Source organism: Sinorhizobium medicae, from assembly GCF_007827695.1.
In the GTDB taxonomy this organism is placed as follows: domain Bacteria; phylum Pseudomonadota; class Alphaproteobacteria; order Rhizobiales; family Rhizobiaceae; genus Sinorhizobium; species Sinorhizobium medicae.
Window position 1 is genome coordinate 1 of the sequence record NZ_VITA01000028.1, and the last position, 22,176, is coordinate 22,176.

At 58.6% G+C, this 22,176-nt stretch carries 15 protein-coding genes and 1 pseudogene; 7 read left to right on the plus strand and 9 right to left on the minus strand.

What is annotated here, in order from left to right:
• Positions 1-119, minus strand: a pseudogene (locus tag FB009_RS33450) (KpsF/GutQ family sugar-phosphate isomerase); the annotation flags it as partial.
• Positions 120-512: 393 nt separating this feature from the next.
• On the opposite strand from FB009_RS33450, the gene galE reads away from it, so the two are divergent.
• The 3 genes from galE (at position 513) to FB009_RS29335 (ending at position 4,591) form a co-directional block, all read left to right on the plus strand.
• Positions 513-1,505, plus strand: coding sequence for a UDP-glucose 4-epimerase GalE (galE, locus tag FB009_RS29325; protein ID WP_101804805.1), 993 nt, complete (start codon positions 513-515; stop codon positions 1,503-1,505).
• An 82-nt stretch (positions 1,506-1,587) separates the two neighbouring features.
• The gene (locus tag FB009_RS29330; protein ID WP_101804806.1) at positions 1,588-2,622 is read left to right on the plus strand and encodes a capsular polysaccharide export protein, LipB/KpsS family; all 1,035 of its coding nucleotides are present in this window, start codon (positions 1,588-1,590) and stop codon (positions 2,620-2,622) included.
• 337 nt (positions 2,623-2,959) lie between these two features.
• Positions 2,960-4,591: a calcium-binding protein gene (locus FB009_RS29335; protein ID WP_162305080.1), complete on the plus strand. Its 1,632-nt coding sequence runs from the start codon at positions 2,960-2,962 to the stop codon at positions 4,589-4,591.
• 69 nt (positions 4,592-4,660) lie between these two features.
• Here the strand turns inward: FB009_RS29335 and FB009_RS29340 are convergent, their stop codons facing one another.
• On the minus strand, positions 4,661-5,338 hold the full coding sequence (locus FB009_RS29340) for a class I SAM-dependent methyltransferase (RefSeq protein ID WP_101804808.1): 678 nt from the start codon (positions 5,336-5,338) through the stop codon (positions 4,661-4,663).
• Positions 5,339-5,556: 218 nt separating this feature from the next.
• Between FB009_RS29340 and FB009_RS29345 the strand changes: the two genes are divergently transcribed.
• Positions 5,557-7,917: a galactosyltransferase-related protein gene (locus tag FB009_RS29345; protein ID WP_101804809.1), complete on the plus strand. Its 2,361-nt coding sequence runs from the start codon at positions 5,557-5,559 to the stop codon at positions 7,915-7,917.
• Between the two features lie 355 nt (positions 7,918-8,272).
• Here the strand turns inward: FB009_RS29345 and FB009_RS29350 are convergent, their stop codons facing one another.
• The 5 genes from FB009_RS29350 to FB009_RS29375 all read right to left on the minus strand — a co-directional run bounded on the left by FB009_RS29350 (position 8,273) and on the right by FB009_RS29375 (position 13,198).
• Positions 8,273-9,049, minus strand: coding sequence for an ABC transporter permease (locus FB009_RS29350; protein WP_101804810.1), 777 nt, complete (start codon positions 9,047-9,049; stop codon positions 8,273-8,275).
• A 317-nt stretch (positions 9,050-9,366) separates the two neighbouring features.
• The gene (locus FB009_RS29360) at positions 9,367-10,167 is read right to left on the minus strand and encodes a 3-methyl-2-oxobutanoate hydroxymethyltransferase (RefSeq protein ID WP_101804812.1); all 801 of its coding nucleotides are present in this window, start codon (positions 10,165-10,167) and stop codon (positions 9,367-9,369) included.
• Between the two features lie 40 nt (positions 10,168-10,207).
• The gene (locus FB009_RS29365; protein ID WP_101804813.1) at positions 10,208-11,434 is read right to left on the minus strand and encodes an NAD(P)/FAD-dependent oxidoreductase; all 1,227 of its coding nucleotides are present in this window, start codon (positions 11,432-11,434) and stop codon (positions 10,208-10,210) included.
• A 314-nt stretch (positions 11,435-11,748) separates the two neighbouring features.
• The gene (locus tag FB009_RS29370; RefSeq protein ID WP_101804814.1) at positions 11,749-12,066 is read right to left on the minus strand and encodes a MocE family 2Fe-2S type ferredoxin; all 318 of its coding nucleotides are present in this window, start codon (positions 12,064-12,066) and stop codon (positions 11,749-11,751) included.
• 40 nt (positions 12,067-12,106) lie between these two features.
• On the minus strand, positions 12,107-13,198 hold the full coding sequence (locus FB009_RS29375; RefSeq protein WP_101804815.1) for a fatty acid desaturase family protein: 1,092 nt from the start codon (positions 13,196-13,198) through the stop codon (positions 12,107-12,109).
• A gap of 207 nt (positions 13,199-13,405) precedes the next feature.
• Here FB009_RS29375 and FB009_RS29380 point away from each other — a divergent pair, with 207 nt between their 5' ends.
• Positions 13,406-14,437, plus strand: a complete 1,032-nt coding sequence (locus FB009_RS29380; protein ID WP_101804816.1) for a LacI family DNA-binding transcriptional regulator — start codon at positions 13,406-13,408, stop codon at positions 14,435-14,437.
• Positions 14,438-14,515: 78 nt separating this feature from the next.
• Entirely contained in the window at positions 14,516-17,557 is a 3,042-nt protein-coding gene (locus FB009_RS29385) for an AsmA family protein (RefSeq protein ID WP_102045296.1), read from the plus strand.
• A 51-nt stretch (positions 17,558-17,608) separates the two neighbouring features.
• Here the strand turns inward: FB009_RS29385 and FB009_RS29390 are convergent, their stop codons facing one another.
• Complete coding sequence (locus FB009_RS29390) at positions 17,609-18,349, minus strand: sulfotransferase family 2 domain-containing protein (RefSeq protein ID WP_028053636.1); 741 nt, start codon at positions 18,347-18,349, stop codon at positions 17,609-17,611.
• A 320-nt stretch (positions 18,350-18,669) separates the two neighbouring features.
• Positions 18,670-20,475 carry an ABC transporter ATP-binding protein gene (locus FB009_RS29395; RefSeq protein ID WP_101804819.1) on the minus strand — a complete coding sequence of 602 codons (1,806 nt, stop codon included), beginning with the start codon at positions 20,473-20,475 and terminating at the stop codon, positions 18,670-18,672.
• A 352-nt stretch (positions 20,476-20,827) separates the two neighbouring features.
• Here FB009_RS29395 and FB009_RS29400 point away from each other — a divergent pair, with 352 nt between their 5' ends.
• The gene (locus FB009_RS29400; RefSeq protein WP_162304040.1) at positions 20,828-22,156 is read left to right on the plus strand and encodes a polysaccharide pyruvyl transferase family protein; all 1,329 of its coding nucleotides are present in this window, start codon (positions 20,828-20,830) and stop codon (positions 22,154-22,156) included.
• Positions 22,157-22,176 lie beyond the last annotated feature (20 nt).

Consider the following 22,176-nt stretch of genomic DNA (forward strand, 5'->3'; position numbering starts at 1 on the left):
GTTTTGTCGCTCGACAGATGGTCGGCAAGCGCCCTGATGCCGTTCGTCGCCGTCGCCAACGTCCTGCCGATCGACTCCAGCACGGTGCCACCGGCATTTCCATCCGCTTTCGCCTGCATAAATGCGTTCAACGGTTTTTCCTTTTCGCTATTCCGTGGAGTCCGTTGACCGGATTATCCACCTAAACAGAAGTATTCGTGACCACGCACTTGCGCTGTCATACAGCTCCTTAGAAAGAGAAGAAAGTGAATGCGGCTGCGACTAGTGTCTTCGTCCCAAAGGATTCGTCGTGGATGTGCCTATTAGACGCATTCGTCAAGCATTGAACGATGCCCGCTAGGTCCATAATGACTCCGCGAGACGGGGTAGCCAGAAAGCCAACTGGCCTGCCTCGAAGCCGCCAAAAGCGCCGTCCATGCGTCTATGAAGCTCGGCCCCGGAGTTCCTATCCACGCAATTCTGGTCTAATTGGTCCCAAATCGTCCCCGAACGAACACTGCAGGAGTGATTAAATGACAATTTTGGTAACAGGTGGTGCCGGATACATCGGGAGCCACATGGTTTGGTGCCTTCTCGACGCGCACGAAGACGTTGTTGTCCTTGATCGTCTCTCCACTGGGTTTCGCTGGGCGGTAGCGCCGGAAGCCAAATTTTATGAAGGCGATATCGGCGATTCTGAGCTTCTGAACAGGATTTTTGCTAGCCATGATATTGAAGCAATCATCCACTTTGCCGGGTCAGTCGTGGTTCCCGAGTCTGTCGCCGATCCTTTGACGTACTATGATAATAACACGGTCAAGTCACGGGCGCTGATCGCGTCAGCAGTGAAAGCCAAAATCAGCTATTTTGTTTTTTCTTCGACCGCAGCCGTCTATGGTACTCCAGACGGAAACGGTCCGGTCAATGAAGCCGCGCCTTTACGGCCGGAATCGCCGTATGGTTCGTCCAAGCTGATGACCGAGATAATGCTCAAGGACGCGGCGTTTGCTCATGACATCACATACACGGTGCTGCGCTATTTTAACGTCGCGGGCGCAGACGTTCATGGGCGCACAGGCCAATCAACCGCAGGCGCTACGCACCTAATCAAGGTCGCCTGCGAAGCAGCATTGGGGAAACGCAACGGAATTGACGTTTACGGCGCCGATTATCCCACTCCCGATGGCACTTGCATCCGTGACTTTATCCACGTCACCGACCTGGTAAACGCACATTTAAGGGCCCTGGAGCGGATGCGGGCAGGAGGCAGCTCCATTGTCGCGAACTGCGGATATGGCCGAGGCTTTTCAGTTCTGGACGTCTTGCATCAGGTGAAGCAAGCATCCGGCGTCGACTTCCCCGTAAGAATTGTCGAGAGGCGCCCGGGTGATGCTGTATCCGTCGTGGCAGATCCGATGAGGATTACCCGAGAACTTGCCTGGGAGCCTTGCCACGATGACCTTAACTTCATCGTACGAACCTCGCTGGATTGGGAGTCTCGTTTAAGCCGGAGAAATACATATTAAAACGAGCAAGAGTGCCCTTGTTGTCAAACTATGTCTTCTCCGCAGATCCACGGCAGGGAACAGTCGAAAGGCCGTCGCGAAAATGACCACAGCATTTGTCTTTGGGCTAAGCCCTTGGAAGGACTTCATTAGAAGCTGGCTTCCCGAAGAAAGGATATATTGCCAAAGGCGGACAATTTCCTGGCTGGAATTTCACGCGGTCTGGGCACCGTTGATATTAGTATCAAAGGATCCGAAAATATATGTATGGGGCTACAAGCACCCTCCCTTCATCGAAAGGTTCTCAAGGCTAAGTCGCGTTAATCTCATCCGAATAGAAGACGGATTCATTCGCTCAGTTGCTTTGGGCGCCAGCAAGGCGCCACCACTTTCTCTTTGCTTCGATTCTCCTGTCCTTTACTACGACCCCAGCTCACAGTCGACACTTGAACGCCTCATAGAGACCTACCACTTTTCGGCGGACCCAGCTCTGCTGTTGCGAGCACGAACGGGAATGAACCGCTTGGTCAGCAGCCGGTTGAGCAAGTACAACACGTCCCAAGACGTCGATGTCCACCGTATCTACGGCCCGAAAGACCGCAAGCGAATACTGGTTCTAGGTCAAGTAGAGGATGACATGTCGATCATCAAGGGCTGTTCGCGCCCGATGACTAACAACGATCTCGTCCGTCTCGCCGTTCAAGAGAACCCAGATGCACAAGTAATCTACAAGCCGCATCCGGAAGTATTGCACGGCACCAGACTCGCCCGATCGAGTCCGGAAGAGGTTAGACCAATCGCGCAGGTTCTCGATGACGACATTGCTTTGGCGGATGCCTTCGAAACAATCGATCACGTTTATACGATCACCTCACTCTCGGGATTCGAAGCGCTGATAAGAGGAATAAAGGTAACTTGCCTTGGCATGCCGTTCTATGCGGGTTGGGGACTTACTGATGATCGCCAATCCTGCTTGCGCCGCTCGGCGAAGCGTAGCGTGGAAGAGGTGTTCGCTGCAGCCTATCTACTCTATCCCAAATATTTCCATCCGCATGAGAAGAAGATGATTTCATTTGAAGAGGCGCTGGAACTTCTCCATTTCATGAAACACGCTTCGGCTACTCCCCAAATGCCCTAGATACGGTCTGCTCCGTTATGTTTGAAATCACTGGGGCGAGTTGCGTGTGATCGTCTTCGGCAGTCGATCCAAAAAGACGAGCATCCGCCAGAATCGCTAAAAACCGCGCCAGAACCGTTCATCCGTATACGCTCTTCACGATTCATTGCCTCTGGTCGCACTTGTTCAGAAAAACGAACTCGCGGCGGTCATGCGTGTCTACCCAAAATGGGCTATGTGACAACCAAGCCGCCGTCTGATATTTTTGGCAGCTTATAGTTGCTCGAAAACGCATGCATTTTTTATTCATGTTCACCATTTTTTTTGGCCGGAAACGTCCCGGCTCCCGGAGGAAATCATGGCTACAATTACGTATCATTTCCCAGCAGGACTTTACCCAAATCAATACAACCCACCGTTGAGTGGCGTCAGCGTTAACCCGTCCTTTGGCGAGCTCGTGGACATGAGCACGGCGAGTCGCTCAACCACTACCAGCACTTCGGTGCTTTATCGGCTCGACAACGGTCTCAAGATGAAGCTCGTGGGCACGGGGTTCAGTTTTGACGCGAGTGGCGATGCCGTCGGAGGAACAATCACATCGATTGAGGTTCTTCTGAACAACGGCACGGGATTGATACAAACAATTAGCGGGCTGAATATTTCGCTTGAACTTTTCCAAGACGCATCGGCCGCGTTCGATAGTTCTGGACTCGAGAGTTGGCTCGCGAGCGGCAATGATACGATCAACGGCTCCCTCGGTAATGATGAAATCTGGGGGCGCCTTGGAAACGATGTCCTCAACGGCAATGCGGGTAATGACCTTGTCACAGGCGGCGGCGGTGCAGACACCTACGATGGAGGAGCCGGTTTTGATATTCTGAACTTCCAGGACGCTTATGACTCCCCGACAGCGATAAGAGGCATCAACCTCAACGCCACGGCCGGGACCGTCGTTGATCAGTTCGGTTTTTCGGAAACCTTCCAGAATTTCGAGGAATTCAGAGGAACCCAGTTCTCGGACTCGATGATGGGGTCCTCGGTCGATGAGACGTTTTTTGGGTTTGGCGGACGCGACAATATCAATGGTGGTGCCGGCATCGACACCGTTCGATACGACCGCGATTTCCAGCGAGGCGCCACAAAGGGTGTGAGCATCGATCTCAGTACCGGTATTGCGACCGACGGCTTTGGATCCCGGGATACTCTCACCAGCATCGAGAATATCCGAGCAACTGAATTCAAGGATACAATCGTCGGCAGTTCGGCAGCCAACTTCCTCCGCACGTTCGCGGGCAATGATTCAATCAATGGCGGTGGCGGCTCAGACAACATGCGCGGCGGCATAGGAAACGATACGTATTTCGTAGACAACACCGGCGATATCGTTGACGAAGCCGCCGACTCGGGCGCGGGTACGGACACCGTTCAATCCACAGTCTCGTTCAATCTCGGCAACACCGCGGTCGCCAAAGGTGGCGTGGAGAACCTTGTGCTCCTTGGCACCGGGAACATAAACGGCACCGGCAATGCCTTGAACAACACCCTGAGTGGCAATACCGGCAACAACACTTTCAGCGGCTTTGCCGGCAACGATATAATTGACGGGGGCCTCGGCAACGACCTGATCAATGGGGGCCTCGGCAATGACAGCCTGACCGGCGGAGCCGGCTTAGACACATTTAATTTCAGTAACGCTCTGGATGCCACGAACAACGTCGACACGATCAACGGGTTCGTTGTCGCGGATGATACGATCCGATTGGAGAATGCGGTCTTTACGGGGATCGTCGGCACCGGCACGTTGACTGCGGCGCAGTTCGTAACGAATACCACGGGCCTAGCTGCTGACGCCGACGACCGAATTATTTATGATAGCGACACCGGAAGGCTGCTCTACGACAGCGATGGCGACGGAGCGGGCGGTTCTGTTCATTTCGCCACGGTCGGCACGAACCTCGGCATGACTGCGAGCGATTTCTTTGTTGTGTAGTTATTCGAGCAGGAAGGCCCTCTTCATCCTTGGCGAGGGCCCCCACCATCCTCTGGTGAAGTGATGGCATCATGTAATATTTGTGATGACGCAGACCAGTTGCGTGTGCTTCTCCCGCCGGCAGTCAATCCTTGTCAGGCGCGCGTCCGGGAAATACCGCCAGAATGAGGCGAGCCACGCAGCGGGCCACATCACCGTGAGATGACTATGCCCGTCGTCGTAACAGGCGATGACGTGATACTGCAGCGCCGCTGCACTCGCGCAATTCTCAAGAACCCTGGTGACGTTCCAAGGCGTGAAGTGCTCAAGCACGTCTGCAGAACAAACAACATCCGCTTTAGGCAAGCGATCCTGGGTTACATCAGCCTGCACGAATTCGACATTCTCAGGTCGGTCGCCAAACTTCGGAGACAAGGCCCAGTCGACGGCGAAGACCTTCTCCAGGTCCTCCGCGGTGGAAAGAGAGAAAGCCCCGTTCCCGCAACCGACCTCGACCAGCGTCTTTGGTTTTGCCTTCAGGATCGATGCCTTCTCGGCGACAAGCCAGTTGTTTACCTGGTAAGCATCGTTTTCGTCGTGCAGCTCCTGATAATATTTTGCGCGCATTTTTGTCGACCGCTCGCACGGCGTGTCTACATCGTCTAGAATGTATGTAGACGGGTCATCGACCCGCCAATCCAATTCGAAAAGTAGCTTCGCCTGCCGTGTTTCTGATTCCAGCAGTGCGTTATGCATCGCAACAGACATTTCCCCTCCCGAGCGTTTTTGATCGTTAGCCTTCAGTAGCGAAGAGTGAAGAAAACGCAAAGCAAGTGTGTTGTTGTTGGTCGTTTTGGGTAACGAAAAACGGCGCTCGAAACGGAATGATCTACAGATCAAACGAGCCTTGCGCTTTTGTGGGTTGACAATGACGGCCAGCTTCTGAATTTTCCCGGCGCTTTCAATGACAGAAAGGTCGCTTCCCTATGCGGTATGAGCAACCCGCCCTGGTCCGGAACTCGGCTGCCGAGTCCCCGGTCCTTACCGTACTGATAACGATCAGGGTCGCAGCACATTACGACATGATCGAGCGGCTTCGCTTCAGGTCGTTAGACACTCGGATGCCCGACTCTGTGACCTTCCTTGTAATTGACGAGGGCTCCAGCTTTGAGGACGCAGAACGATTGAAGGCCGCATGTGCCGAGATCGGGTTCGACTACGTTCGCCACAACACCGAGAAGGACCTGTTCTGCCTCGCAGGCGCCCGAAACATCGGCGCTTCGCTGTCCCGTTCGCAATTCATCATGTTCGAGGATGTCGACCTTTTTCCTTATCCCGGTTTCTATCAGGACATTATCGACGAGATCCACGTTCAGGGGCTCGATACGCACTCGAACCGCTTCCTTACTGTCCCCTGCCTCTATCTGAGCGAACAAGCGACCGAGGCGGCCCTTGCTGGAACGCTATCGAAGAATGAAATTCTTCACGACCACCTGACTGGCGGGCCGCTTGTTGATTTCGCCCTACCCGCCAGTTCGGCGCTCGTTATCAACCGCATGTTTTATCTGTCGATCGGCGGCTCGAACGATCAGTTCAAGGGTTGGGGGCTGGAAGATCTGGAACTCGCCTACCGGCTGACGCGTGGCACCAACAAGTTCATGTCTCCGAAGGACCATCGTTGGCTCATCGAAGGTGGATACGCCCACAACCCAACTTATCGAGGTTGGCGCGCACAGTTCCGCTTGCATGGCGAGCTTCTCGCCCGCAAATCGATCTACATCTTTCACGCCCACCACCCGAGAGACACGGCCTGGCGCAACCCGGAACTCCATCGGGCAAACAAAGCTATATTTCAGAGCAGCAATGAGTCCTTCGACGCCAAGGGCCACACATTGCCCTCTCTGCCGGATGCCAAGCGCGGCCGGTCGTTGATATTCGGGCGCGGCACCTTCGCCTATAACCCCGCTCTCCTGCCTTTGTGGGGCGATCTGGAGGTTAAGGGGTATCAAGACTTCCAGGAGCGGGACATCATCGAGCATGTCCGCGCCAACGGCATCAACCGGGTGATTTTCACAAACCCCTACGCCAATGACATGCGGCTGTCCGTTTACAACCGAGTGCGATCGGCGGGAATTCCCTTCTACGTCGTTGAGCGTGGCGCGCTTACCGACTCCATGTTCATTGACGATACCGGCTTTTGCTGTGAAAGCACGCGCTATCGCCGCGAGCACTGGCCTGCAGAACTTGACGCCGGTCGTCTGCGGCGGGTGCAGGATTACATTTCGGCCGAAACTTCCTCGGGCTCGGCTCTTGAAAAACAGGGTGAGCGCATCGGCGCACGTGCCGCGCTTCAAAAACTCGGCATCCCGCCGCAAAAGAAGGTCCTGTTTGTTCCTTTCCAATCCCGCTCGGACACGACCGTCAATCACTTCGCCGGCCCGATCGGATCATTCGATAACTTCGTTGACCTCGTTCGGGACGTGACAAAGAGGCTGCCACCCGATTGGGTGGTGGTCTTCAAAAAGCATCCGCTTTCGTCAGTTCAAGAGACCGTCCCCGGCGCCATCGACGTCGGCAACATGCACATCAAGGACCTGCTGGAACTCACGGATTACGTTCTGCTTATGAACTCCGGCGTAGGCGTCCTGTCTATCCTGTTCGACCGGCCGTGCATCTATACCGCCCAAGCCTTCTATGCTGACGACGCTCTGAACCGTGGCGCATCCAAGGCTGGCGACGTCCTGCGCCTTCTTAAAGAGGGCTTCACCGTCGACCAAGACAGCCGGCTCCGGTTCTTGTCCTACTTACTCGAAGATTTCTACAGCTTCGGCAAATTCACCGTCACCGAGAAGTCGTACACGGACAACGCTACTCTCTCGATAACAGAGAGGATCGACTACTACCGCGTAAACCTCCTTGGTGCGCGCGTCCTCGACACCGACGACCGCGAGCGGATCGTCAACCCCAATGCTCCCCTCTACGATCTTTTCCGTGAGTGGATACGGAGTAATAAGCACACAGAGCGGCAGGCTTCCCCATCTGGAGCCCCCCAAAGTGCGGATGAGGCCTCGCGCAAAGGACGGAGTGCGTTTCACGCCAAGAGGTATCAGGAGGCCGCCCTCATGTTTGACGCCGCCTGCTCGATACAGCCCAATAGAGCAACCCATTACCGCGCAGCCGCCGAGGCGCTTTTCTCAATGGGGAACAGGAACATCGCCCTTTCACGTCTCGAAAAAGCGCGCCTCCTCGCCCCCGACAACAAGTCAATCAAGCGCCGGATACGTGAGATGAAGAGGCCGCCCTTCCTTCAGTTCCTCTCGAAGCCGTTCCCCATAGCAAAGGATTAGGGTTATTATCGACTACCCAACAAGTATGACGACACGAGGCCCCGCGCCGACGAGATAATAAACGAGGAGTTTTAGCATACCTCCTCCGCGTTCAATGGAGACAGCGGGCAACGCATGCAGGTTCATGCGCCACATACCTACTTGCATTTCCCGTAGTCGCCTGCGCCCTTCTCTCCGAGATCGGCATCTGCTCGCTATCGATCGCCGCCTACCGTCATCGTGTTTTCTGCTGCCTATTCTCTATACGGGATGATAATTCGTCCTCAACTGAAGTAAGCGATCACCTTCGAAGAAGCGCTCGAACTTCTGCACTCGATGAAACGCGCGGCAGTTGCCGCCGCCTGATAGGTCACGCTCAAAGCCTATCCTCCCGTATCTCCCGCGTCGACGTCGTCAACAGCGCCAGCCCCGCAACTGCGCAGACGAGAGCGAACTCGATAACGTATCCCTTGTCCAGTCCGTAGGCGCGGTATTCCGGATAGATGCTTGCCCTGAACCACATGATGATGTGCACGAGCGGGTTATAGAGAATGTAATCGCGGAAAGGGTGCGGGAGCGAGTCCGGCAGGAAAAAGACGCCCGATACCATGAAGAGCGGGCGGTTGATGATGCCGAAGATCTGCTCGTAGAGCGGAAACCGGGCGAACATCACGATGTTGATCGTGCCCATGCCGAGGCCCAGCAGGGCGGCAGCACCCGCGGCTTCGATCATGCCGGCAATGTCCATCGGCTGGGCGACGCCGCTGAGTTCGAGGATCATCACAAGAATGAGGATCGTCACCAGGGTATCGGTCATGAGCTGCAGGATAAAGCGCGAAACGATTGCATCGAAGGGGCTGACGATCGGATAGGAGAAGAGCGCCTTATTGGCCTTCACCGTGCCGGCCATGAAGGAAGACATGCGCTGATAGAAGGCGAAGGGCAGATATCCGCTCGCAAAGAACAGCGGAAAGCTCAAGCCCAGTGCCGGCGTCCTGGCGATCGCCTGGAAGATCACCGTCATCATCGCCACATGAGCGACAGGGTCGAAGATAGCCCAGAGGTACCCGCCCGGTTTCGAGCCGAAGCGCGTCGACATTTCCCGCACGATGAGTGCCGCCGTCACCCGGAGATGTTGTTGAATTAGCTTCACGTCCCGCCTCGATCGGATTCATCGATGGATGCGGGGTGCTTGCTGCCCCTCATCCGGCCTGCCGGCCACCTTCTCCCCGCAGGCGGGGCGAAGGAGACTTGCGGCGCCCTCTGAGCTTCCATCTCACCGTTTGAGGGGAGAAGTTCATCCTCGAGTTTGGACCCGAGACAGGGGCATTCCGCTTTCGCCGCCATATTCCACAATCCGCCGTTGCTGGCAAATCTTTGGCGTCGCAGCCAGGAGCAGAAAGAAGACCGCCTCGATCCATGACGATCAAGGCGGCCAGGCGGCCCCACTGGGAGGTGAGCTCGTCTCGCTCAGCGCCCGCCCTCGAGTTCGGCGAGGAAAGCGCTCAGCTCCTTTTGCTCAACACCGACAAGATGGCCTTTTTCCGGATAGGCGCCGGAGCGGACGTCGGAAGCGAATTCGCGGAAGGCGGCGATGCGCTCCTGCTGCAGGCGGTCGTATTCGGCGGCGAAGTTGCGGTAGGTCCTGGCGTGGCGCGGATAGTGGCCGCGATTGCTTCCCAGCACGTCCTCGGCGAAGAGATATTGTCCGTCGCAGCCCGTGCCCGCTCCCATCGACAGCATCAGCATGGAGGTGCGGGCGCTGATCGCGGCGGCGATGCCGTCCGGCACCACCTCGATCTCGGCCGCAAAGGCCCCCGCCTCTTCAAGCGCCTTCGTCTGGCGCCAGACCTCGAGGGCGCTTGCGGCCGTGGTGCCGACGGCGCGAAATCCCCCGGTCCAGGTCGCCTTGGAGGGAATCAGCCCGACATGGCCGCAGACGGGAATCCCCTCCTCGCGCATTCGCCGGACGGTCGAGAGGCTGGCCGCACAATAGACGGCATCGCCGCCCGCCTTCAGCGCCTGGAACGCGGCGCGCATATAGTCTTCCGCCGTGACGTAGTCTCCATATTCGAGCCCCGGAAAGGCGAAGACGGAAGGGGCCGCCTCGCGAAAGGCGGGCCCGAGCAAGGCCGGCGGCACCGATACGAGGTCTATCCCCGCCTTCTCCGCGGCGTCCGCCTCTTCCAGCGTCACGACGCGCAGCATGGTGAGCTGGCGCCTTCCTTTCATCGACAGGAGATCGGCTACGGTGGGTCGGCGGTGTCTCATGACATGCTCCTGAATTGGAAAGGCAGAGCGCGGGCTGCGCTCAGGCGGCCAGCAGCTTTTTGAGCCTGATTTCGGGTGACGCAAGGGCCAGCGGATCCGGCTTCGCGCCTGCGGCAATCAGCATTTCGGCCAGGCGTATATCGCGGGCGACGGCATTGCCGGGGCCGATGCCGCTTGCGGCGATCAGCCGGCCTTCGCCATCGAGATGGAAGAGGATGAAGGCCCCCTCCTCCAGGTCGCGGCGGACGGTCGCGGCGGTGCCTTCGGCGAGGCCCGATATCTGCAGCGTAAGCTCATACTGATCCGACCAGAACCACGGCACGCTGGCGATATGTTCGCCCGCGCCTATCAGGTTGGCCGCGGCGAGCGCCCCCTGGTCCTGGGCATTGCGCCAGGCTTCGAGCCGCACCCGCCGTCCGCGATAATGCGAAAGCGGAAAGGAGCAGCAGTCGCCTGCGGCAAGAATGTCGGGGTCCGAGGTGCAAAGCCTCTCGTCGACGGCGATGCCGTTATCGATCATGAGGCCCGCAGCCCCGGCGAGCTCGCTGTTTGGCACTGCGCCGATGCCGACAATAACAAGATCGGCGTCAATCCTGCCGCCGCCGTCAAGCAGGAGGCTTGCGCCGCCTGCGCCTTCCTGGATGGCGGCGATGCCCGCGCCGCAGATGATCTCCACGCCTTCCTGCCGGTGCCGCTTGGCGACGACGGCGGCGATCTCCTCCGGTACGCCGCGGGAGAGAATGCGCGGCAGGCCTTCCACAAGCACGACCTCGGCGCCGAGCCTGCGGGCCGTCGCGGCAAGCTCCAGTCCGATGAAGCCGCCGCCGATGATGGCAAGCTTGAGGCCGGGCGCGAGTGCGGCGCGGATCGTCAGCGCATCGGCATGCGTCCGCAGCATGCGGATGCGTGCGGAGCTGCAAGACATGCCCGGGAACGCGCGCGGCCGGGCGCCGGTGGCAAGCAGCAGCCGGTCATAGGCGACGGATCGCCCGTCCGAAAGCGTGACGGTCTTCCGCGCACGGTCGATGGCGTCGACCGCAGTGCCGGTCAGCACCGCAATCTTCGCCTCGTGGTAGCGCTCGGGCGCCGCAATGAATTTGGGCGCTGCGGCAGCGGCCAGGCCATCCTTCGAAAGCGGCGGCCGCTCATATGGAAGGAGCGGCTCGGCGCCGATCAGGGTGATCTCTCCGTCAAAGCCTTGCTCCCTGAGCGCGAAGGCTGCCCGCGCGCCACATTCGCCGGCGCCGACGATAACGATCTGCCTCATGTTCTCCTCCGTTTTTTGCGGCCACGTTTCTTGTCTACTGGGCCCTCGCCGGGTTTGCCTTCCCTCGGTCGTCATCCTCGGGCTTGACTCAGTCGTCATTCTCGGGCTTGACCGAGGATCCATTCACAAGCGACCCAATCTCAAGACCATCTGGGGCATTGCGCGCGATCACCCTGCACACACGCATCGTCCACGTCGCCCTTGTGGTTGCACGTGGATCCTCGGGTCAAGCCCGAGGATGACGACTTGGGTGGATGACCAGAACACGAGGATGATCCAGAGGAAGAAGTTCCACGACGCTAATCACAACAGACCTAAGACAGACCGATAAAAACGCTGCCGGCCTCCACCTTGACCGGATAGGTCCTGAGGTTGACGCAGACGGGGGCGCCCCTGGCTTGGCCGGTCTTGTAGTTGAAGCGGCCGTTATGCTTCGGACATTCGATGATGTCGTCCATCACCAGGCCGTCGGCGAGATGGATCTGCTCATGCGTGCAGAGCCCGTCTGTCGCGAAATACTCGTCGTCGGGGCTGCGGTAGACGGCAAAGGTGCGTCCATCATGGTCGAAACGGATGACGTCCTCCTCGTCGATCTCGTCGGCCGCGCAGACCTCGACCCAGTTCGAGCTCATGGTTTCCTCCTTCAATGGTGATTGGTAAGCCTCGGTCCGCTTACTCGGCGGCAGAAACGAGCCGGTCGTTGTGCAGCTCTTCGCGATAGGGCCTCGCCGTCGGCGGCAATTCGCGTTTCAGGAAATAATCCTCGTTGCGCAGCTGCCGGAGGAATGCCGGGATCATCTCACGGTAGCCGTGAAGGATCGAAGGGTTCGCCGCCGGCAGGTCGTGCCTGATCATGGCGTGCAGCCTCGGCAGCGCGTGGTAGGGTACCATCGGGAACATGTGATGCTCCACATGGTAGTTCATGTTCCAGTAAACGAAGCGGCTGACCGGGTTCATATAGACGGTGCGGCTGTTCAGACGGTGGTCGGTCACGTTGTCGGCAAGCCCGCCATGCTGCAGGAGGCCGGTCATTATATGGTGCCACGCGCCGTAGAGCCGCGGCAGGCCGATAAGCATCAGCGGCAGGATAGAGCCGAGATAGAGCGAGAGCCCGATCGTCGCCAGATAGATGGCAAGCCAGATGCGGGCGACGCGGATCGCCTTCGGCTGCTCCATTTCCGGAATGAATGTCTTCTCAGCGGCGCTAATCACGCCGAAGGCGTTTCTGACCATGTCGACCACGGCATGCCAGACATCGATGATGCCGAAGATGTTGAGCACGAGGCGCAGCAGATCCGGCGGCCGCATGACCGCGATCTCGGGGTCACGGCCGACGATCACCGTATCGGTGTGATGGCGCGTGTGGCTCCAGCGCCAGGTGACGGGATTGCGCATGATCATGAAGCAGGCGATCTGGTAGACGGCGTTGTTCATCCACATCGTCTTGAAGGCCGTGCCGTGGCCGCATTCGTGCCAGCGGCTGTCGGAAGCGGAGCCGTAAAGCACGCCATAGGCGAGGAAGAACGGCACCGCCCACAGGCTGCCCCAGAAATAGATGCCAAAACCGCCGAGAAGGACCAGACTGCCGAGCCAGATCGCGGTATCGCGGATGGCAGGTCCATCCTCGCGCTTCATCAGCTCTTTCATCTGCTTGCGGGGAATTTCCGTGTGGTACCACTCGGCCGCAGCGAGGCCGCTTGCAACGGCTGCCTCGGCATCGCGGCCGAGCAGGCTGTAATCGCGCTTGGTCGGAACTGCCGTCATCCCCTGCCTCCCCTACAGTGCCGCGACTCTCGTGAGATGCGCAAGGCCGCTGCAGCCTTCGAACAGCGCCCACTCCCGATCGGCGCCTTCATTCGATGTTCCGAGGATAGTTGACTTTCGACGGTTCTCAATGCAGTCATGATATATTCTATCAAATTCTTGCAAGTGACTACGTCACCTGTGAGGGAATAGTATCACGGAGGAGGCATGACGAGACGGCCGACGATTGCGGATCTGGCCCGCGCATCAGGCGTGAGCGTTGCAACGGTCGACCGGGTGCTGAACGGCCGTCATCCCGTGCGCGAGGAAACGGCGCGCCGCGTCTACGATGCGGCAAAGGCGATCGGCTACCACGCGGTCGGCCTGCTTCGCCAACGGGTTTTCGAGGACCTGCCGCAATTTCGGCTCGGCTTTCTCCTGCAGAAGCCGGAGCAATCATTCTACAAGGCGCTCGCAAAGGAGATCGAAACCGCGGCCCTTGCGGTGACGCATGTGCGTGCCGTTCCGCAGGTGGATTTCGTCGCAAGCTCCACGCCGCAAGGGATCATCGAAAAGTTGAAGGCCATGGCGGCGCGCAATCAGGCGATCGCCCTGGTGTCGCCGGATTATCCGGCCGTGACCGCCGCGGTCGAGGACCTCAGGGATCGCGGCATTCCCGTCGTCGCACTGCTTTCCGACTTTGCCGCCGGCGTGCGCGAGGCCTATGTGGGCCTCAACAATCAGAAGGTCGGCAGAACGGCGGCATGGATGATCGCCAAGGCGGCGAAGCGGCCGGGAAAGGTCGCCGCCTTCGTCGGCAGCCACCGCTTCCACGGACACGAGCTGCGGGAGATCGGTTTTCGCTCGTATTTTCGAGAGAACGCACCGGAATTCGAAGTCCTCGACACGATGGTGAACCTCGACACGCCCGAGATCACCCATGAGGCAACGCTCGATCTTCTGCAACGCCACCCCGATGTCCTCGGTTTCTATGTCTGTGGCGGCGGCATGGAGGGTGCCATTTCGGCGATCCGGGAGGAAAGGCTCGAGGGCAAGCTGCTCGTCGTCGTCAACGAGCTGACGCCGGAATCGCGCGCGGCACTTGCCGATGAAACATTGCTTATGGCGATCTCGACGCCCGCCTCGGCATTGGCCCGGGAATCGGTGAGCCTGATGATCGGCGCGATCGACCGGGAGGCCGCGAGCGTGCCCGGCCAAACCTTCCTGCCATTCGACATCTACACGCCCGAGAACATCTGAGCGGAGAAAGACGTTTGCGAAATCGCGCTTTATGGAAAACGATAGCGAATCAAAGGCTTTCACAACCAGGAGAGTGCGATGCGGCGCGTCATACTTTGTGTACTGGGTGCTGCCGCGCTCGCGGTCACCGCAATTGCCATTCTGCCCAGCCTGATTTCCAGCGATTGGATGCGTGCCGAACTCGGCAGGCAATTGTCGTCGGCGACCGGCAGCTCGATCGCGTTCAACGGCCCCGTCAAGTTCTCCGCCTTCCCCTCTCTGGCGGTCGTGGCCGAAGATGTGACGCTCTCCGCGGAAGCTGAAGGGGTGACAGCGGAGTTTGCGCAGGTGACCGGCTCGGTCGCATTTTCCTCCCTCTGGGCGGATCGGCTGCGCATCGAGGAGATCAGTCTGGATCGGCCGGTCATAATTCTTGACGAAAAGGCGGCGGATGAAACGACGCCGGCACAAGAAGGCAGCGGAGAGGCCCGCTCGAGCGACCCGCTTCCCGATCTCGCCGCGCTGCTCGAACGAAGCGCTGTCGACTCGGTCTCGATTACCTCCGGCACGTTCATACGGCGAAGCGCAGCACGCCCCGAGGAGGTCGTTTCCGATGTCGAGCTGACGCTATCTGTTCCCGATATCGATGACACCTTCTCTCTTTCCGCGTCGGCCCGCATGGGGGAACGGAACTACGAGGCCAGCTTCACAATATCGACCTTGCGGTCCTTGCTGGGACGCCAGCCTGCGGACCTCGACCTGAGGGTCGAGGCAGACCCCGCTCCCGCGCCGGGGCTGACCAGCCTTTCGGCCAGCGGACAAGTGACCCTGAACGCGAATGGCAGCTATCAGATCCGCGGCGGTAAAGTCGAAACCGGCGAACAGGCCTTCGGGCTGAACGCGCTCTTCTTGCCCGGCAAGCGTGCGCGTTTCCTTGCCGATCTCGACGCGGACAGGCTCGACCTGACGCCGTTCGTCGATACCACGCCGGCACCGTCGCCGTCGAAAGTGCCCCCTACAGGCACGAAAACGGACGTCGGCAATCAGGCAGGCTTGCAGTTCCTGACCGGCTTCGATGCCGATGTGAGCATCAACGCGGCTGCTATCACCTTCGGCGAGATGTCCGCGTCGGATGTTTCCGTCTCGGCCGAACTCAAGGACGGAAACTTGGCAGTGGAACTCGGACAGTTGGGCATCGATGCCGGTGTCGTGACCGCGAACGTCGCTACGGACGTGCGCTCCGACGATCCTCTCTTCCGGGGCCGTCTCTCCAGCGAGGGTCTCGACATAGGCAGTCTTTCAGTCCTCGCGGATCGGTCTGTCCCGGTTTCCGGTGCCCTGACGATCGACGCCGGTTTCACCTTTCGCGGTCTTGACGCGGACTCCATCCGAAAGACGATCGATCTGACCGGGACGATCGGCCTGCGCGATGCAAGCTTCGCGCTGCCCCTTGCCGATGAAACGATGCGGGAGGTGAAGGCGAAGAAGATCTCGGCCCGGATCGAAAGCCTCCGCAAACCGGTGCGCTTGGAGGGCCGGCTGGAATGGCGCAACAAGCCGGTTGACGTGGATCTGCAAATTCCCGCTGCAGATACTCTGCTGACGGGCGATCTCGCCTCCCTTGGCATCCCGCTCAAGCTCCAAATGCAGATGCCGGACGCACGCCTGTCTCTCGATGGCAAAGCCGCCTTGCCGGGGACCTATGCCGGAAGGCTCGATTTTTCCGTTGCCGACCTCTCTGCCTTCCTTTCGGGCTTTGGGCAGAGCGGTGCGGAGAGCGTCGGCCCGCTGGCGTTCAGCGGCAACGTCGTTTCAGGCGCGCAGGGCTTCTCTTTCGACAAGGCCTCCGTTTCCGTCAACGGCATCGAAGCCAAGGGCAACGGCTCCGTGGAATTCGCGACGCCGCTGAAGATCGAGACGTCGCTAGACTTCGCGGAGCTGGATCTTGCGCGGCTCGCGGGAGCGGGCGCACCCGCGCCTCAGCCGAAAGCCAAAGCAAAAGCGAAGGCGGTTATAGGCGCCGATGTTCCGCTGGATCTTTCATCTCTCCGATCGGTCGATGCGACAATCGGGATCAATGCCGAAAAGCTCGGTTATGGCAGAGTCTTTGCCGGGCCGGTCACCACCATGCTGGTCGTCTCCGAAGGCGTCGCAAGCCTGACGCTGCCTGAAAGTCCGTTTTACGGCGGACATGTTGTCGCGAGCCTGAAGGCAGACGGCTCGCAGCCGGAGCCATCTATCGCCTTCCAGGCCTCCATCTCGCGCGCTTCGTCCGCGCCGTTGCTGACCGACATGGCGGGTTTCAGATATCTCGAGGGCGCATTGAACGCCCGGTTCGACGTGACCGGTGCGGGCGGCACGACCAAGACGCTCGCGAAATCGCTGCAGGGCACCGCGGAGGTAACCTTCGCGGATGGCGCCATTCGCGGCATCGACATCGCCGATGTCTACAACAACCTCGTGCGGCTGATGTCGTCCGGCTTCAAACAGGACGACAGCAAAGCGACCACCTTCACCGAACTTGGGGCCTCCTTTGCCATCGAGGGTGGCGTCGCGCGCACCGAGGATATCAAGCTTGTCGGCCCGCTGGTCCGCATGACCGGGAAGGGCGCGGCCGACCTCGCGCAAAGCACCCTGAACTTCCGGCTGGAACCCCGCATCGTCGCCTCGCTTCAAGGCCAGGGCGCCGAAATCTCGACAGACGGCGTCGGCGTCCCCGTCGTGGTCGAAGGCAGCTTCGCCGCACCTCGCATCTACCCGGACCTTTCGGACTTGCTGAAGAATCCCGATGCCGCACTGGCCAAGCTCAAGGATTTCGGACTGCCGATCGACAAGTTGCCGATTGGAGACCTCCTAAACGGAGACGGCGCTGGCGCAGCCGTTAGGGATTTGCTCGGCGGCACGCTGGACAAGGCGCTAAAAGACAAGGCTTTCAAACAAGAAGAACAGCAGCTCTCGATCGAGGAGATCATCGGTGGCGATCCTGCACCGAAGCCCGACGAGGCGGCTGCAGAAGTCCCCCCAAACGAGGAAGCGGCCAAAGCCGACGCACCAACCGAACAACCGGCAAACGGAACGGAAGAGCCAAGTGAGGAGGCCGATAGTCCAATGGAGGTTTTTTTCAAGCAGCTCCTGCGGTAGCGGGAGCGACCCAACCTCTCCCCGAACGCAGCGACCGCATGGTGCGTAAACCTAATCGGGGAAACGATACTTGAAACGTTCGATCTCCGCGCCGAATAGCCGTTCGACGCGTTCCCGGTCGCCGGGTTTATAATAACTGCGAATATCCGGCCTCCTTGGGTTCGCCTTCGCTCTGGTCAGGAATCGTTCATCAAAAGGCAGCCCGATTCTGTCGCATACGTTGCGTAGATCTTCTGAGAGGCGCTCCTGTCGACCTACGAAATCAACAACAACTTCGTCGTTCTTGGTGTAGAGCTGCCACGACTTCCAATTAATACGCTCTTTCTCGGCTGCACCTGCTTCGATCAAGCAGAGCATTTGCGAGAAGCTCGGCCGGGTATCGACCTTCCTGTAATGCCAATTGTAAAGAGAAACAGCCCTCTCGAACGGGTTTCGTACGAAGCAGAATTTGAAATACTGTTTCCAGGCAGAGGGATCGAAGGCCTCGATTTCGCTTGCGCTCGAATGATCCGCGAGCCTGCCTGCAAAACGCCGGCTGAGAGCGACACCGGCCAAGGAATCGACACTGTGGTTGCGGATGAGGGTTTGAGCGATCTTAAGTGGAGACAGGTGACAGAACATAGCAATCAGCGCCAGCCGATTCGCTTTGGCTCCATTCCCGAGTGCATCCTTCCAGGACCCAAGTTGCAGATCCCATGGTCCGAATTCGCGAGCAAGATAGGCAGAAACCGTGCTGCCGGCGGTTTTCGGTACGTGGATGAAAATGAACTTATGGCGATGGGATATAATCACTGCCTGGCCACTCCTTAGCCGGAAACGTCAAAACCGCCTGTCATCGAAGGCGAAGACAGCAGCAAACTGACGAGATGCCTCCCGTATCTGGATCCTATGCACGATCTCGGCTCCAGCAAGTCCCGGCGGGTGGGATCAAGGGTTTTCCGCACTGCACCTGCACTCCCGTGCGTCGGTCCCACCCAGTTCAAGTTCAATACTCGACGATCAAGCTAATTCCTAAGGACGATGCGCAATGAGGAAGCGGGCTGACCCAGGCGGATTGCCGACTGTGTCAGTGGCTCATCCACCTTGCTCGCCTGTAGGGCCTCGAGCACCAGCTAAGTGGCATCGGCTCCTGCAGTCAATTCCAAAAAGCCACCTTGAATGTTGTGGAGGCGAGCGTAAACGCCGTCCGGACGGCGCGCGAGTTCCTCGTGCGTCCCCTCCTCGACGACCAGCCCCTCGTTCATCACGACAATCTTGTCGGCATTAACGACGGTGGAAAGCCGGTGAGCGATCACAATGACGGTGCGGCCGCTCATCGCTTGATCTAGTGCCTTCTGGACAGTTGCTTCCGACTCCGTATCAAGAGCCGAGGTAGCCTCGTCCAAAAGCAGAATGGGCGCGTTGCGGACGAGCGCTCGCGCGATCGAGAGACGCTGGCGCTGGCCGCCGGATAGCGTCATACCCTGTTCGCCCACAGGTGTATCGTACCCCTGTGGCTGCGCGAGTATGAAATCATGCGCATAGGCAAGCCGGGCCGCTTCCTCTACTTGCGCGTCCGTTGCTTCGGGCCGGCCGTAGCGGATGTTATCGCGGATAGAACCTTCAAAGAGGTAAGCTTGTTGTGAGACATAGGCGAGCCCGTTGCGCAGAGACTGCTTGGTAACAGCGGCTATGTCTTGCCCGTCGATCAGGATCACACCCGATTGTGGATCGTAGAAGCGTGGAATGAGGCTGATGATCGTCGATTTGCCGGCTCCAGAAGGCCCAACGAGCGCGGTAGTCTTGCCACCTTCCGCCAGGAAACTAACTCCCTTAAGCACCTCCTCGCCATCCCCATATGAGAACCGCACGTGGCGAAACTCGACGGTCGCTTCGGTGATGGCTAGTCGACTCGCCCCGGGCAGGTCCCGTTGATGCGGAACTGTATCCAGAATTTCGTAAAGCATGCGGGCGTTGACGGCAGCGCGCTCTAGGGAGACCTGCAGGCGAGCCAAGCGGCGCACCGGGTCGTATGCCAGGAGAAGCGCCGTTACAAAGGCGAACAAGGCACCCGGGGCCACGTTGCTGTAGATGGTGCGGAAGGCCGCATAGGCAAGCACGCCCGAAATCGCCAGGCCCGCAAAGGTCTCCGTCAACGGCGCCGTCCGTTCGCTTAAGCGCGCGATGCGGTTGGCGCGGTTCTCCGCGCCCTTTATGATCCCTTCGACCTTGCGGCCCAACTCGTCCTCCATCGTGAAGGCTTTGACGATGGAAATGCCCTGGATGGTTTCCTGCATCGCGCCTAGCACGCGACTGTTGGCCTCGACCGCTTCGCGCGTCGCCAGACGCAGCCGCCTCGAAATGTACCGAAGCCCGAGGAGCAACGGAGGCGCTCCCAAGAAGGTGATGAGCGAGAGCAGCCAGTCCTTGCTTATCATCACGCCGACAAGACCGACCAGAGTCAGGACATCGCGGGCGACCGACGTAACTGTCATGTTGAGCACGTCGCGGATGCCGGAGATGTTCTGGTTAATCTTGGCGGTGAGGTGCGCGGAGCGCTTTTCCTGGAAAAAGCCAATGCTCAACGCCATCAGATGCGTATAAAGCCGGCGCTTATAGCTTGCGACAATGCTGTTGCCAATTTTCGATAAAGCCACGGCTTGCCCATAAGTCGCCAGGCCTCTCAGCACAAAGGCAGCAAATATCGAGAAGCAGACGAATAGAACGACGTCGCCGCGCTTGTTGGCGAAGGCTTCGTTGATCACAGTTTCACTGACCCACGCCGTGAAAGCCGTCGTTGCAGCCACGACCATCAGGCAGGCAATGGCAAAGGCATATCCGCGGATATGGTCGCGGCCGTTTTCGGCAATGACGCGCCTTAGGATCCCAGCGATCGTTTCGGTATCAACTTCGCGCTCTTTTCGATCCTTAACGTTCAAATAGTCCCGTCCCCGCAATCACGCATGCGTGCCCGTGTACTGGCGCCGTCCCCGGGTCTCTATAGTGCCTTGTGACCGCTTTGACCAGTCATGGGCACCTTGTTCTGGCAGAGCCCTACGGCTCAGCCTCCCAGCCGCCTCCCTTCTGCAACTTCACAGGCTTTCAGTGCTAACGAGGTCGGAAGCCACCCGCTCTGCCATGACTTCCTTTTCAATGTTTTCCGTGCGGGCGAGGCTTCGGCTTCGTGTGAGCGAGACTTCGAAGGCCCTTCCGCAATTTCTTGATGTCAGACTGAAATTTGTGCACTTATACAGGAGCCGTTATCCTGAACCTGATCGAAAGCACGAGAATTTGTTCGAGGGGATGAAGTCCGCCATACATTGGCGGTTCGCTAAAAAACTGAGGAATTCGAATCCTGACAGGGCTGCAAGGCACTTGGTGCTGGCAGCTACAGGACGCGGGGCAGACGTTTCCAGAGCGAGGCGCGCTGTAGGATTTCTCGTGGCAGACAAAAGGTACTCGGACGCCCGCACGATTTGCCGGGAGCATATATCGACAGGCGATCCATCCGGCTTTTGGCGGCATTACGAGAGCTTCGTTGACGAGCTCGCAAGCTCCTGCCGACAGCAAGAAGTGTCTGGCTCGAAAATCAAGATTGCTCTGTTCAACGATACAGACTTCAGGGTCAATATCGGATGCAGGCTGACCAGCCAGGGTCTCAAGCAACAAATTCTAGATGCGTTCCCCGCGGCTGAGATTACGTCCATCGGTTTCAACTTCGCAGCCTTCAGAAAGGAGTTCCCGAAGTCCACATCCGCGGGAGGATATGAACTCTCGGACATTGAGACCCGACTTTCCACTGCATATGGCGAAGACGCTGTTGACCATATAACGGCCGCCGATTTCGTGATCCTTCAGCCAGAGGGATCGTTGGACCACAGGACAACGGCAGAAGGGCTTGCAACCTTCTTCACGCCTATTCTTACCGCCAGGAAGCTAGGGAAGCCATTTGCTGTATTGAACGGAACGATACCTATCTACGAAGGCGAACGATCGGACTATCTCAAAGGGCTCTTTCGCGAACTCGGCCATGTGGCCGCACGCGACGAAATCTCGGCGGAGTATTACGGGATCGAATTTCTGGCGGATGCTGCATTTCTTCGGATATCGCCGGCGCCCGTCGCGGATCGCGATGGTTGCCTGATAACCACCGGCGCCAGAAACAATGCCGAAGAAGACGTCGAAATTCTAAAAGCTGCACTGAAGGCTTGCGAGGCGTGGAAGCTTCGGCCTGTTGTTCTTACGCACGCAGTTGAACGATTCTCTCCATATGAGGCAGAGATCATCGACCGTGGCGGCATCTTTGCTGAGACAGCAAGCATTGAACGTGCTGCCGAGACAATTTCAACTTGCCGACTTCACATTGGTGGCCGATATCATATGGCGATCTTCAGTCTCCTCTGTAACGTTCCTTCTCTCCTGTTCGATGTTAAGACCCACAAGAATCAATGGCTTGAACGATACTCTCCTCTGATAACGCTTGTGCATCCGCACACGGACCTCGATGCCGCGGCAGCCGCGGTGCTGAGCGGTGGCGTATCGCAGGGACATCCGGCATCAACGGGCGCGGAGAAATACGGTCTTTTCCTGAAACGCGCTATGGCTGAGCAGCCGCTATAGGCGGTCCCCCGTTCGACCAG

Excerpts from the sequence above, each read along its gene's own strand:
- FB009_RS29335 (WP_162305080.1), top strand. The coding sequence starts at position 2,960 with ATGGCTACAATTACGTATCATTTCCCAGCAGGACTTTACCCAAATCAA.
- FB009_RS29370 (WP_101804814.1), bottom strand. The coding sequence starts at position 12,066 with ATGAGCTCGAACTGGGTCGAGGTCTGCGCGGCCGACGAGATCGACGAG.
- FB009_RS29375 (WP_101804815.1), bottom strand. The coding sequence starts at position 13,198 with ATGACGGCAGTTCCGACCAAGCGCGATTACAGCCTGCTCGGCCGCGAT.
- FB009_RS29340 (WP_101804808.1), bottom strand. The coding sequence starts at position 5,338 with ATGTCTGTTGCGATGCATAACGCACTGCTGGAATCAGAAACACGGCAG.
- galE (WP_101804805.1), top strand. The coding sequence starts at position 513 with ATGACAATTTTGGTAACAGGTGGTGCCGGATACATCGGGAGCCACATG.
- FB009_RS29385 (WP_102045296.1), top strand. The coding sequence starts at position 14,516 with ATGCGGCGCGTCATACTTTGTGTACTGGGTGCTGCCGCGCTCGCGGTC.
- FB009_RS29380 (WP_101804816.1), top strand. The coding sequence starts at position 13,406 with ATGACGAGACGGCCGACGATTGCGGATCTGGCCCGCGCATCAGGCGTG.
- FB009_RS29360 (WP_101804812.1), bottom strand. The coding sequence starts at position 10,167 with ATGAGACACCGCCGACCCACCGTAGCCGATCTCCTGTCGATGAAAGGA.
- FB009_RS29330 (WP_101804806.1), top strand. The coding sequence starts at position 1,588 with ATGACCACAGCATTTGTCTTTGGGCTAAGCCCTTGGAAGGACTTCATT.
- FB009_RS29365 (WP_101804813.1), bottom strand. The coding sequence starts at position 11,434 with ATGAGGCAGATCGTTATCGTCGGCGCCGGCGAATGTGGCGCGCGGGCA.
- FB009_RS29345 (WP_101804809.1), top strand. The coding sequence starts at position 5,557 with ATGCGGTATGAGCAACCCGCCCTGGTCCGGAACTCGGCTGCCGAGTCC.